The 12,425-nt window shown below is 58.2% G+C and carries 16 protein-coding genes; 15 read left to right on the top strand and 1 reads right to left on the bottom strand.

Going from position 1 to position 12,425, the window contains the following annotated elements:
• Positions 1–72: 72 nt before the first annotated feature.
• From fabD to mltG, 6 genes are all read left to right on the top strand, one after another.
• Positions 73–1,011 (top strand): ACP S-malonyltransferase, encoded by a 939-nt coding sequence (gene fabD, locus QOL67_RS05835; protein WP_283425031.1) that lies wholly within the window; start codon positions 73–75, stop codon positions 1,009–1,011.
• Positions 1,008–1,616 carry an alpha/beta hydrolase gene (locus QOL67_RS05830; protein WP_283425030.1) on the top strand — a complete coding sequence of 203 codons (609 nt, stop codon included), beginning with the start codon at positions 1,008–1,010 and terminating at the stop codon, positions 1,614–1,616. Before fabD ends, QOL67_RS05830 begins: the two co-directional genes overlap by 4 nt.
• An 11-nt stretch (positions 1,617–1,627) precedes the next feature.
• On the top strand, positions 1,628–2,365 hold the full coding sequence (gene fabG / locus QOL67_RS05825) for a 3-oxoacyl-[acyl-carrier-protein] reductase (RefSeq protein WP_283425029.1): 738 nt from the start codon (positions 1,628–1,630) through the stop codon (positions 2,363–2,365).
• 230 nt (positions 2,366–2,595) lie between these two features.
• Positions 2,596–2,829: an acyl carrier protein gene (locus QOL67_RS05820; protein ID WP_058240599.1), complete on the top strand. Its 234-nt coding sequence runs from the start codon at positions 2,596–2,598 to the stop codon at positions 2,827–2,829.
• Positions 2,830–3,053: 224 nt separating this feature from the next.
• Positions 3,054–4,313, top strand: coding sequence for a beta-ketoacyl-ACP synthase II (fabF, locus tag QOL67_RS05815; protein ID WP_283425028.1), 1,260 nt, complete (start codon positions 3,054–3,056; stop codon positions 4,311–4,313).
• Complete coding sequence (gene mltG / locus QOL67_RS05810) at positions 4,313–5,464, top strand: endolytic transglycosylase MltG (protein ID WP_283425027.1); 1,152 nt, start codon at positions 4,313–4,315, stop codon at positions 5,462–5,464. The genes fabF and mltG overlap by 1 nt, the downstream gene beginning before the upstream one ends.
• A 77-nt stretch (positions 5,465–5,541) precedes the next feature.
• On the opposite strand, the gene QOL67_RS05805 is transcribed toward mltG, so the two are convergent.
• On the bottom strand, positions 5,542–5,703 hold the full coding sequence (locus tag QOL67_RS05805) for a hypothetical protein (protein WP_283425026.1): 162 nt from the start codon (positions 5,701–5,703) through the stop codon (positions 5,542–5,544).
• A gap of 301 nt (positions 5,704–6,004) precedes the next feature.
• Between QOL67_RS05805 and QOL67_RS05800 the strand changes: the two genes are divergently transcribed.
• From QOL67_RS05800 to QOL67_RS05760, 9 genes are all read left to right on the top strand, one after another.
• On the top strand, positions 6,005–6,331 hold the full coding sequence (locus QOL67_RS05800; protein ID WP_283425025.1) for a hypothetical protein: 327 nt from the start codon (positions 6,005–6,007) through the stop codon (positions 6,329–6,331).
• 4 nt (positions 6,332–6,335) lie between these two features.
• A complete protein-coding gene (locus QOL67_RS05795; protein WP_488153899.1) occupies positions 6,336–7,622 on the top strand; it encodes a DNA-packaging protein in 1,287 nt (428 codons plus the stop codon).
• A gap of 131 nt (positions 7,623–7,753) precedes the next feature.
• Complete coding sequence (locus QOL67_RS05790) at positions 7,754–8,938, top strand: phage portal protein (RefSeq protein ID WP_283425024.1); 1,185 nt, start codon at positions 7,754–7,756, stop codon at positions 8,936–8,938.
• The gene (locus QOL67_RS05785) at positions 8,931–9,158 is read left to right on the top strand and encodes a GTA head formation protein, RCAP_rcc01685 family (RefSeq protein ID WP_283425023.1); all 228 of its coding nucleotides are present in this window, start codon (positions 8,931–8,933) and stop codon (positions 9,156–9,158) included. Before QOL67_RS05790 ends, QOL67_RS05785 begins: the two co-directional genes overlap by 8 nt.
• Positions 9,155–9,718 carry an HK97 family phage prohead protease gene (locus tag QOL67_RS05780; RefSeq protein WP_283425022.1) on the top strand — a complete coding sequence of 188 codons (564 nt, stop codon included), beginning with the start codon at positions 9,155–9,157 and terminating at the stop codon, positions 9,716–9,718. Before QOL67_RS05785 ends, QOL67_RS05780 begins: the two co-directional genes overlap by 4 nt.
• A gap of 30 nt (positions 9,719–9,748) precedes the next feature.
• Positions 9,749–10,930, top strand: coding sequence for a phage major capsid protein (locus QOL67_RS05775; protein WP_283425021.1), 1,182 nt, complete (start codon positions 9,749–9,751; stop codon positions 10,928–10,930).
• A 140-nt stretch (positions 10,931–11,070) separates the two neighbouring features.
• Positions 11,071–11,670 carry a head-tail connector protein gene (locus tag QOL67_RS05770; RefSeq protein ID WP_283425020.1) on the top strand — a complete coding sequence of 200 codons (600 nt, stop codon included), beginning with the start codon at positions 11,071–11,073 and terminating at the stop codon, positions 11,668–11,670.
• The gene (locus QOL67_RS05765; RefSeq protein WP_283425019.1) at positions 11,667–12,008 is read left to right on the top strand and encodes a head-tail adaptor protein; all 342 of its coding nucleotides are present in this window, start codon (positions 11,667–11,669) and stop codon (positions 12,006–12,008) included. The genes QOL67_RS05770 and QOL67_RS05765 overlap by 4 nt, the downstream gene beginning before the upstream one ends.
• Positions 12,005–12,421 carry a DUF3168 domain-containing protein gene (locus QOL67_RS05760; RefSeq protein ID WP_283425018.1) on the top strand — a complete coding sequence of 139 codons (417 nt, stop codon included), beginning with the start codon at positions 12,005–12,007 and terminating at the stop codon, positions 12,419–12,421. The genes QOL67_RS05765 and QOL67_RS05760 overlap by 4 nt, the downstream gene beginning before the upstream one ends.
• The last annotated feature ends 4 nt before the right edge of the window (positions 12,422–12,425 follow it).

Below are 12,425 nucleotides of genomic sequence, written 5' to 3'. Positions count from 1 at the left end.
TCAGTCTATTGACGTTGCGTGTGGGGGCTGCGCGCGTTATTTGGGGCAAAAGAAAAGATAGGGGAGCCGATCATGAGGCGTGCATTTGTATTTCCGGGGCAGGGTGCTCAGACCATTGGTATGGGCAAGGCATTGGCTGACGCTTATCCAGAGGTCAAAGCAGTGTTTGACGAAGTTGACGCCGCTCTGGGGGAAAAGCTCAGCACGTTGATTTGGGAAGGTGACCAAGATGAGCTGACCCTGACTCGCAACGCGCAGCCTGCGTTGATGACGACTTCTCTGGCGGCGATGAAGGCTCTGGAAGCGGAAGGCGTGACCATTGAGGCGGCAGCTTGTGTGGCTGGGCATTCACTAGGCGAATACTCAGCTCTGGCGGCGGCTGGGGCGTTGAGCATTGCGGATGCGGCGCGTTTGCTGCGCACCCGTGGGGAAGCGATGCAAGCAGCCGTGCCTGTTGGCGTGGGCGCGATGGCGGCCATTCTGGGCTTGGATTTTGCGGCCGTGCAAGAGGTTGCTGATGAGGCAGCACAGGGCGAAGTCTGTCAGGCCGCCAATGACAACGATCCCACGCAAGTTGTGGTCTCGGGTCACAAAGCAGCTGTGGAACGCGCGGCAGAGATTGCCAAAGCCAAAGGCGCGCGTCGCGCGGTGATGCTGCCGGTAAGTGCGCCTTTCCACTGTGCCTTGATGCAGCCCGCTGCCGACGTCATGGAAACTGCGTTGGCTGGCGTGGATATTGCCAAGCCAGCGGTTCCTGTTGTGGCCAATGTCATCGCCGAGGGGCTGAATGATCCAAGCGAACTTCGCAAATTGTTGGTCGCGCAGGTGACCGGGTCTGTGCGTTGGCGCGAATCGGTGCTGCACATGGGCACGCACGACATCACCGAGTTCTGGGAAATTGGTGCAGGCAAAGCCCTGTCCGGCATGATCCGAAAAATCGATCGCGGCAACGCCGTGCGGGCCGTGGGCACCCCAGAAGACGTCAAAGCGGCGGCGGAGAGTCTGTCTTGAACCGACGCTTTGTTGCAGTTTGCGGTGCTGCGGTTCTTGGGCTGGCGGCGCTTGCGGGCTGTGTGCAATTGGAGGTGGCTTACCTCAACGCAACGGACACCATCGCGTTTGAAGCGGATGGCGGCGATCTGTTGGTGAATGGCACGTTGAACAGCCGCAGTTTGGTGGCGTTTGAGCAGGCGATTTCTGAAAACCCCAACGTGACACGTTTGGTATTGCTGGAAATTCCAGGTTCGGTTGATGATGAGGTCAATCTGCAATTGGGTCATCGAGTGCGGGACTTGGGCTTGGATACACATCTGACGGCAGAGAGTGAGGTTCACTCTGGTGGGTCAGATCTGTTTTTGGCCGGAGTACAGCGCAGCATGGAAGACGGCGCGATCATCGGCGTTCATAGCTGGGCCGCGGGCAACCTGCAGGGGCGTGATCTGCCAAAAACGGATCCGGAACATGCTGCTTATGTGAGTTACACCAAGCGGATGCTGGGCAGTGATGCGTTTTATTGGTTCACGCTTGAGGCGGCGCCAGTTCAAGAAACCCATGTGATGACCGCTGCAGAAATTGAAAAATACGGGCTTTTGACACAGCCTGTTGTGAAAAACTGAGAGAGACAAATATGTTTGATCTGACTGGAAAAACCGCACTGGTCACCGGTGCCTCAGGTGGCATTGGTGGCGCGATTGCCAAAGCTCTGCATGCTGCGGGCGCAACTGTTGGCCTGTCTGGCACACGAGTAGAGCCGCTTGAGGCATTGGCGGCTGAATTGGGTGAGCGCGCGCATGTGTTGCCGTGTAACCTGAGTGACGGTGAAGCCGTGGATGCGCTGCCAAAGCAAGCCATTGCTGCCATGGGCAGCGTCGATATTCTGGTGAACAACGCAGGTATCACGCGGGATCAACTGTTCATGCGCATGAGCGACGATGAGTGGCAGAGCGTGATTGATGTCAACCTGACCAGCGCCATGCGTCTGTGCCGGGGTGTGATGCGTCCGATGATGAAGGCGCGTTGGGGGCGGATCATCAACGTGAGCTCGATTGTTGGGGCCACCGGCAACCCTGGTCAGGTGAACTATGCTGCCTCCAAGGCTGGCTTGGTAGGGATGACCAAATCCATCGCCTATGAAGTGGCCAGCCGTGGCATCACCGCAAACGCGGTTGCGCCGGGATTCATTGCCACAGCGATGACCGACAAGCTGAACGATGATCAGAAAACTACAATCAACAAACAGATTCCCGCGGCCCGTATGGGTTCTTCTGATGAGATTGCAGCGGCTGTTCTGTATTTGGCCAGCCCGGAAGCTGGTTATGTGACTGGGTCGACCTTGCATGTGAACGGCGGCATGGCCATGTTGTAAGCCTTCGCGGCGTCCGATAGGGCGCCGCAATTGTCGTCGGGGAAAGCGTTTGCGTTGTGAAGCGGATGTGTTATAGGCGGCGAGTATTTTCCGGGTGCCTTGAGGGGTGGACGGAGACCTTCCGGTTTAGCCGGAGCAAAACCGTCCCATTTTTGGGGCACAAATCGAACCCGCCCGCGCGGGCGGGAATTCAAACGGGCCAAAATGCCCAATACGAATGAGGAATTGACATGAGCGACGTCGCAGACCGCGTAAAAAAGATCGTTGTAGAGCACCTGGGTGTGGAAGAAGACAAAGTTGTTGAAGCAGCTTCCTTCATTGACGATCTGGGCGCAGACAGCCTCGACACCGTGGAACTGGTTATGGCTTTTGAAGAAGAGTTTGGCATCGAGATCCCGGACGATGCAGCCGAAACCATCCAGACCTTTGGCGACGCCGTCAAGTTCATCTCCGAAGCTTCCTAAGCCGGAGATCCTGCAATTTGCAGGTGAGTAAGCGTTTCAAACGTCCGTCTCTTTGGTGAGGCGGGCGTTTTGCTTTGGCGGGGGCGGGAGGCTGCCGCTGGGAAAGGGCCTGAATCTGGGCGCAGATGTGCGCAACAGGCCAAGGTGTGGGTTGGCCGCTCTTGCCCCTTGGGGGTGAAGCGCGGTATGAACCCGCAAAAGACTTCTGAGGAAGGGCATAGAAAATGCGTCGTGTTGTTGTCACCGGGCTTGGGCTCGTCACTCCATTGGCTTCCGGTGTGGAAGAAAGCTGGACTCGTATTCTGGACGGTCAGTCCGGTGCGGATACCATCACTCGATTTAACCCTGAGCGGGTCACCACCAAATATGCGTGCGAAGTGCCGTATGGTGACGGCACCGATGGTACTTTCAATCCAGACGACTGGATGCTGCCAAAAGAACGCCGCAAGGTTGACGACTTCATTCTCTATGGGGCTGCCGCTTCTCAGATGGCTGTCGAAGATAGTGGTTGGATGCCTGAAGACACCGAGTCGCTGGAACGCACCGGTGTGATGATTGGCTCCGGCATTGGTGGCTTGCAGTCGATTGAGCAAACCACGCTTCTGATGGCGGAAAAAGGCCCGCGTCGTGTGTCGCCGTTCTTTATTCCTGGTGCATTGATCAACCTGATTTCTGGTCAGGTGAGCATCAAGTACGGCTTTAAAGGCCCTAACCACTCTGTAGTGACCGCGTGTTCCACAGGTGCGCACGCGATTGGTGATGCGGCCCGTTTGATTGCCTCTGATGATGCGGACGTGATGGTTGCCGGTGGCGGCGAAGCCGCGATTTGTGAGATTGGCATTGCGGGCTTCAATGCTTGCAAGGCGTTGTCGACCGGTTGCGCGGATGACCCAACAAAAGCCAGCCGCCCGTATGATGCGGACCGCGACGGTTTTGTCATGGGCGAAGGCGCGGGCATTGTGGTGCTGGAAGAGTACGAACACGCCAAGGCGCGTGGCGCGAAGATTTACGCCGAAGTGCTGGGCTACGGTCTGTCCGGCGATGCCTATCACATCACCGCTCCGTCTGAGACCGGTGAAGGTGGCGAGCGCTCCATGCGGGCTGCGCTGAAAAAGGCGGGGCTTGAGCCAAAAGACATCGATTACATCAACGCACACGGCACCTCGACAATGGCAGACACCATTGAATTGGGCGCAGTTGAGCGGATGTTGGGTGAGCACGCCAGCAAAGTGACCATGTCTTCGACTAAGTCGATGACCGGGCACTTGTTGGGCGCGGCGGGCGCGATTGAGGCGATCTTCTCGATCCTGGCAATTCGCGATCAGGTGGCACCACCCACCATAAACCTCGACAATCAAGCGGTGGAAACGGCCTTGGATCTGGCGCCCAACAAAAAAGTTGAGCGTGAGATCAATGTGGCGCTGTCCAACAGCTTTGGCTTTGGTGGCACCAATGCGTCTGTGATCTTCGGAAAGGTTGATTAATGTGGCGCTCTGTTGCGTCTAACGCACTGACTTTTCTTATTGTGGCGCTCTTCCTTCTGGGGGGCGTCATCCTTTTTGGGCAATCGACGTATCGCGCAGAGGGCCCCTTGAACGAGCCGGTCTGTGTGCGGGTGCAGTCTGGCTCAAACATGAGCCGCGTGTCGCAAGATCTTGAAGGTAAAGGCGCAATTGCGAATGGGACGTTGTTCCGATTGGGCGCGGATTATTCGGATAAGGCAGACAAACTCAAAGCCGGTGCGTTTCTTGTGCCAGCGGGTGCGTCCATGGAAGAGATCGTCGACATTGTCACCCGTGGCGGGGCGAGCACCTGTGGCACAGAGGTGGTTTACCGAATTGGTGTGACCCGCAAGACGGTGCAGGTGCGTGAGCTGGACCCGGCAACTGGTAGCTTTGTTGAAGTGGCGGCGTTTAACCCGGCGGAAGACGAAACACCTACGGATTACACCCGTGTGCGCAATGAGGCGGACACGCGCTTTCGTATTGCAGTGGCTGAAGGCGTGACCAGCTGGCAGGTGATGGACACGCTGAACAGCATTGAGCTTCTGAATGGTGAGATTGAGCAGCCAGACGAGGGCAGTCTTGCACCGGACAGCTATGAGGTGCGTGTGGGAGATACGCGTCAAAGTGTGATTGACCGGATGCAAGAGGCGCAGGAGGTCCTGGTGGCGTCGGCGTGGGAAGGCCGGGCATCGGACGTACCTTTGTTGTCGCCTTATGAGTTGCTCATCCTTGCGTCGATCATTGAGAAAGAAACCGGGGTGGCAGAAGAACGCCGTCAGGTGGCCAGCGTGTTCACCAACCGTTTGAACCGTGGCATGCGGCTGCAAACTGACCCGACCGTGATATACGGCGTGACCGAAGGTGTGGGTGTTTTGGGCCGTGGCTTGCGCCAAAGTGAGTTGCGCCGGGAAACGCCGTGGAACACCTATGTGATTGACGCTCTGCCGCCGACACCGATTGCCAACCCGGGACGGGCGAGCCTGGAGGCAGCGGCTAATCCGGATACGACGCCTTATATCTTCTTTGTGGCGGATGGCACCGGTGGTCATGCTTTTGCCGAAACCTTGGCTGAGCATAACCAGAATGTGGCGGCTTGGCGAAAGATTGAGGCGGAACGGGCCAACCAATAAGGTGTCCCCTTCAGAACCACAAAACGCGGCGCTTACGGGCGCCGCGTTTTTGTTTGGGTTGGTCTGTGCCCAAGCCGTTAGTTTGGCAGCACCTCTACGAGGATTTTGGCAGGCAGTTGGAACGTCGAGCTGACGCTGTCAGAGGCAGGGCCAGCTTGAACCGTGCCAAAGAAGCACGCAACAGCCAGTGACACTCTGATCAGCCAAGACGGCGTAGTATTGGCAGCAATACGCATCATAGTCCCCTTCAAATCATCCAAAATTACTTCACCACAGAAAAGTTTAGGTTTCGATAAGGGCGCAAATTTGGCGGTAGAGTTCCGGCGTGGAATCACTGCGTTTCACCCATATGCAACACCTGGGTTCTGTTGGTTAACATATTGAAAACTATGATATTATTGATTTTCCTTAGGTGTTTATGCTAGAGCTATCTTGACTGGAACGCACGTAAGACGGGTTCTACTGACCCTATGCTGTGGGAACAGCGTCACGTGTGGCTTGTGCGGAGGGGCAACTGCGCATGAGAGGCAAAGAACAGCAATGACACAACATTTTACGCCTTCGGGTGGACGCGCACTGGACCAGGAACTGGACGCTTTGCAGCTGATGTTGCGGCGGGTCACAGGAGAGTTGGAGCGGGTCAGGGTCGCTTTGCATCGTGATGGTCCTCAGGCCACTGCGGCGGGAAGTCAGGTTTTGGCACAGGTGCGGCAGTGCATGCGATTGGCACTATTGGTGGAGAGAGACATTGACCAACGTGACGCAACTGACGGTCCAGAACGACATTCCCAGCTTGATCTCGAAGCGGCGCGATCTTCGATCGGGCGCCGCTTGGATCGCCTCCGAACCGCGCGCGGTGCAGAGTGAGTTTTTGGACAGTCTGACAGAAGGGGAGCTTTTGGCGCTCCCCTTTTTGTTTGAGTTCTGGGCCATGCCGCATCAGTTGCCGCCAGAAGGCGATTGGAAGACCTGGGTGATTTTGGGCGGGCGCGGCGCGGGGAAAACAAGAGCTGGGGCTGAATGGGTTCGTGCCATGGTGGAAGGTGCCAGGCCGGTGGACCAAGGATGTGCTCGACGGGTGGCGCTGGTGGGGGAAACCATCGATCAAGTGCGCGAGGTGATGATCTTTGGCGAAAGCGGGTTGATTGCCTGTGCGCCGCCGGATCGAAGGCCAGTGTGGGAGGCAGGGCGTCGTCGGCTGGTCTGGCCCAACGGCGCGGTGGCACAGGCGTTTTCAGCGCATGACCCGGAGAGCCTGAGGGGGCCGCAGTTTGACGCTGCCTGGGTGGATGAACTGGCAAAATGGCGCAATGGGCAGGAGACCTGGGACATGTTGCAGTTTGCGCTGCGGCTGGGAGAGAACCCGCAACAGGTGGTGACAACAACACCGCGCAACGTTGGCGTTTTGAAGCGGCTTCTGAAAGGCGAGAAGACAGTGCAAACCAGCGCGCCGACGCAGGCCAATCGCGCCAACCTGGCGGAGAGTTTCCTGGCCGAGGTTGAAGCACGTTATGCGGGCACGCGGCTGGGGCGACAGGAGCTTGAGGGTGTCTTGATGGAGGATGCGGAGGGCGCGTTGTGGACCCGCGCGCAATTGGACGCGCTGCGGTGTGATGAGCTGCCGGAGATGGACCGGATTGTCGTGGCGGTGGACCCGCCGGTAACCGGCCACGCAGGCAGTGATGAATGTGGGATTGTTGTCGTGGGGGCTGTGACCAAAGGGCCGGTTCAAGATTGGCGCGCCTATGTTGTGGACGATGCAACTGTGCGAGCGGCGACGCCGGATGCCTGGGCGCGGGTGGCGTTGACGGCAATGGAAAGCTGGGGCGCAGATCGGCTGGTGGCGGAGGTCAATCAGGGCGGGGATCTGGTGCAATCCGTGATCAATCAGGTGGACCCGTTGGTGCCTTATAGAGCTGTGCGGGCCAGTCGCGGCAAGGTAGCGCGCGCAGAGCCGGTGGCAGCACTTTATGAGCAGGGGCGGGTGTCCCATCGTGCAGGGCTTGGCGATCTGGAAGATCAGATGTGCCTTATGACGGCGCAGGGCTTTGTCGAGTCCGGTAGTCCGGATCGGGTGGATGCACTGGTGTGGGCGCTGCACGAGCTGATTGTGGAACCGTCTGCGCACTGGCGACGGCCCCGGTTGCGTGAGCTGTGACGCAACAGCTGCGCGCGGTTAGACAGCTACAATTTAAGACAAAACCGTCAGAACTGTGTGTGTCCAAAGCGGACGGAACGAGACGAGTGGGTCGTCAGAGGGGCGGCACAGAGATCCGGGAGCGGCAGAGCATGCTAGGGAAGTTTTTGCAGAAGAAGGCACCAGAGGCGGCGCCTCAGGCCAAGGCCAGCGCGACAGGCAAGGTTGTGGCTTACCACAGTGCTGGTCGTGTGGCCTGGAGTCCGCGCGATACGGTGTCGCTGACCCGCACGGGGTTTGCGGCAAATCCAGTGGGGTTTCGCGCGGTACGCATGATTGCCGAAGCCGCGGCGGCGTTGCCATTGGTGTTGCAGGATCAGCGGCAGCGGTTTGAGACACATCCGGTGCTCAAGCTGTTGGCGGCGCCCAACGGGGCACAGGGGCAGGCGGAGTTGTTTGAGGCGCTGTATGGTCAGATTTTGTTGTCTGGAGATGGCTATGTCGAAGCGGTTGGCGGCGAGGCGGGTGTACCTGTGGAGCTGCACGTGCTGCGCTCGGACCGGATGAGCGTGGTGCCAGGGGCGGATGGCTGGCCAGTGGGCTACGAATATGCTGTGAGTGCGCGCAAACATCGGTTTGCGGTGGGTGAAATTTCGCCAATTTGCCACATCAAGACGTTTCATCCGCAGGACGATCATTACGGGCTGTCTCCGATGCAGGCGGCGGCGATGGCGATGGATGTGCACAACAGTGCCTCGCGTTGGTCCAAGGCCTTGCTGGACAATGCGGCCCGGCCTTCGGGCGCGATTGTTTATAAGGGTAATGATGGGCAGGGCAGCTTGTCTTCGGATCAATATGACCGATTGGTAAGCGAGATGGAAAGCCACCATCAAGGCGCCCGAAATGCGGGGCGGCCTATGCTGCTGGAAGGCGGGCTGGATTGGAAACCAATGGGGTTTTCACCAAGCGATATGGAGTTTCACAAAACCAAGGACGCGGCAGCCCGCGAGATTGCGCTGGCCTTTGGGGTGCCGCCAATGCTGCTCGGTATTCCGGGGGACGCGACTTATGCAAATTATCAGGAGGCCAATCGGGCGTTTTATCGGCTGACGGTTTTGCCGTTGGCGGCGCGGGTGACAGCGGCCGTGAGCGCGTGGTTGGCAAAACATACCGGCGAAGAGCTCACGTTGAAGCCAGACTTGGATCAGGTGCCGGCTTTGGCAACGGAACGAGATGCGCAATGGGCGCGCGTGGCAGGGGCAACGTTTTTGACGGAAGCGGAGAAGCGGCGTTTGTTGGGGCTGCCGGTGGTGTCGGATGAGGGTGCCCATGGGTGATCCGCGCTTCGGATTTGAGAATTTTGATTGTGCGCCGGGGCTGCGGCTTGAGGCACATGAGAGGGTGGCAAAGTTGCAGTTCGAGGGCTTGAACCGGCGATTGGACAAGATCGAACAGCTGATTGAGCGGTTGGAACGGCGGCTGTGGCTGACGGTGTACGGTGTGGTTGGGGTGATCCTGGCGCAGGCGTTTCAATCGTTGCTGAGTGTGGCGCCATGAGTGAGGAGAATGTGATGCAAGACAGCGGGTTGGAGCGCAAATTTACGCGGTTTGGAGACGGGTTAAACGTTGAAGATGGTCATGTGATCAGTGGCTACGCCAGCCTGTTTGGGTCGGCAGATCGAGGCGGCGACATTGTGCAGAAGGGGGCTTACGGCGCGTCCTTGGGTCAGTTGTCCAAAGAGCGGCGGCAGGTAAAAATGTTGTGGCAGCATGATCCGACACAGCCAATTGGCCTTTGGGAAGAGGTGCGCGAAGACCGACGTGGGCTTTGGGTAAAGGGGCGGCTACTTGAAAATGTCGCCAAGGGGCAAGAGGCAGCAGCTTTGATTGCGGCCGGAGCAATTGATGGGCTGTCGATTGGCTATCGCACCAAAAAGGCGACCAAGAACACCAAGGGTCAGCGGCTCTTGATTGAACTGGAGCTTTGGGAAGTGTCGCTTGTCACTTTTCCGATGCTACCCAGTGCGCGGCTGACGGCCAAAGAAGACGCCTTGCTGCCTTTGCGGGAAGCAGCGGCCTATCTGCGGGGCATCAGCCGCGGGATGGCGGCGCAGTAAGCGCCAGAACGACAAAACAGGAAGCAAGTTATGAGTAAAACCGAGACCGAGTCTCGGATCGGGGAAGGCGTGTCTCCGGTCCAGGAAATGAAATCTGCTGTGGTGGAGTTCGCGAGCAGTTTCAAGGCCTTTCAGAGTGACATTCACGCAGATTTCAAACAACAGAAAGAGCGATTGACCATGCTTGAACGCAAATCGACACAGATGGCGCGCCCGCATTTGGCGGCAGCGACCGATTTTGACGCCCCGCATCAGAAAGCTTTTGATGCCTATCTGCGCACTGGCGAGGATGATGGATTGCGCGGGCTGGAGCTGGAAGGCAAAGCCATGTCCAGCTCGGTGAACAGCGATGGCGGGTATTTGATTGATCCGCAAACAGCGGAGACGATCAAATCGGTGCTTAACAGCACAGCCAGTATTCGGGGCATTGCCAATGTGGTTACCGTGGATGCGGGTTCCTATGATGTGCTGATCGACAGTTCGGAAACGGGTGCTGGATGGGCGGATGAGACCACGGCAACCACGGAAACGGGTACGCCAACAATCGAGCGCATCGCCATTCCATTGCATGAGCTGTCTGCGCTACCCAAGGCGTCACAACGGCTGCTGGATGACAGCGCGTTTGACATCGAAAACTGGTTGGCCGGACGCATTGCAGACAAGTTTGCGTGTGCGGAGGCAGCGGCGTTTATAACCGGAGATGGTGTCGATAAGCCAACCGGCATTTTGACCCACTCTACAGTGGAAAACTCCAGCTGGAGCTGGGGAAACATCGGCTACGTCGCCACTGGCGTGGACGGGGGCTTTGACGGCGGCGATACGATGGTGGATCTGGTGTATGCGCTTGGGGCGCAATACCGGGCCAACGGCAGTTTTGTGATGAATTCCAAAACAGCGGGGGCCGTGCGCAAGTTGAAAGATGGTGACGGGCGGTTCTTGTGGTCAGACGGTTTGGCAGCGGGAGAGCCCGCACGATTGCTTGGCTATCCGGTGCTGATCGCCGAGGACATGCCGGACATTGCAAGCGGCGCGGATGCCATCGCCTTTGGCGACTTTGCGGCTGGTTACACGGTGGCGGAACGTCCGGATCTGCGTGTGCTGCGGGATCCGTTCAGTGCCAAGCCACATGTGTTGTTTTATGCCACCAAACGCATTGGCGGCGATGTCTGTGACTTTGCTGCAATCAAGTTGCTGCGCTTTGCGCTGAGCTGATTGCCTGGGTGGGTGAGGCGCGAAAGCGCCGTCATCCGGGCGCGCGTCGGACTACACACGTTGTCTGGCTTACCCCCTCCGTTGAAGCGACGTGAGGACGCGCGCCCAACTATGACCAACGAGAACTTTGGAGTTTTTCCATGATGTTAGTCGAAGAGACCTCAGTGCCAACGGAGGCGTTACCGGTCCCTGAGTTTCGGGATCATCTGCGACTTGGGAGCGGGTTTTCCGACGATACGTTGCAAGACAGCGTTTTGGAGAGTTTTCTGCGCGCGGCCATCAGTGCGGTGGAGGCCCGTACCGGAAAAGTGGTGTTCCAACAGACTTTTGTCTGGACGGTATACGACTGGCGAACGGGCGCGGAGCAGGGGCTGCCGGTGGCACCAGTGTCGGAGATACTGGATATCACTTTGGAAGACGCGCAGGGCAGCGCTGTTGTGGTGGCATCGAGTGCTTACCGATTGGTCAGTAATGCTCATACCCCAAGTCTAAAGAGCGTCTCAGGGCGGCTGCCAACCATTCCGCGCGACGGCAGCGCGGCGGTGCGTTTTGAGGCGGGCTATGGCCCGGATTGGGGGAATGTGCCTGCGGATTTGCGCCAAGCGGTGCTGCTGCTGGCGGCGCATTACTACGAGTTCCGGCAAGAAACCACGTTGAGTGAAGGCTGTATGCCGTTTGGCGTTGTGAGCCTTTTGGAGCGGTATCGTCCCATGCGCCTGAGTGTTGGTGGTGTGGCATGAGTAGCGCGGTGACATTGTCGCGGCGATTGCTGCTGGAGCGGCCTTTGGCGGCACCGGATGGTGCTGGCGGATTTGCACATACGTGGGAGACACTTGGGTCGGTCTGGGCCGAGGTGGTTGCTCGGTCAGGACGGAATGTTGACGGCGGGGCCATGACACTTTCGGCCGCTAGGTACAGGATTACCTTGCGTGGCGCGCCCGTGGGTGCCGAGCGGCGGCCGACGCCGGCCTGTCGGTTCCGTGAAGGGGAACGGGTTTTTGCCATTGATGCGGTGACGGAAAAAGATGGTCACGGGCGCTACTTGGTTTGTCATGCAACCGAAGAGGTGGTGTCGTGAGCTACGGGATGGGAGCCGCTCTACAAGAGGCCGTGTTTGGTGCAGTTCAAGCGGATGTCGCACTGAGCGCATTGGTTGGAAGTGATATTTTTGATCAGTTGCCAACCGGTAAGGTGCCGCCGCTGTTTGTGACCCTTGGTACGGAAGCAGTGGTCGATCGCTCTGACGTCGATGGCAAAGGAGCGGAGCATCGCTTTGTTGTGTCGGTGATTGGAGATGCCTGTGGGTTTGCCAAAGTGAAGGCAGCGGCAGCTGCGGTGAGCGATGTTCTGGTTGATGCGGACTTGACGTTGACCCGAGGACGGTTGGTGTACCTACGGTTTGACCGGGCGGTGGCCAAGCGAGACACGCGCAAGAACTTGCGCCGTGTGGACCTGCGTTTTGTGGCGCGGGTGGAAGACAATCATAGCTAGTTTG

The sequence above is a fragment of the Shimia sagamensis genome (genome assembly GCF_900182745.1).
Classification (GTDB): Bacteria; Pseudomonadota; Alphaproteobacteria; order Rhodobacterales; family Rhodobacteraceae; genus Shimia; species Shimia sagamensis.
Note: the sequence above shows the minus strand (reverse complement) of the source record. Positions and strands in the feature narration are given on the sequence as shown.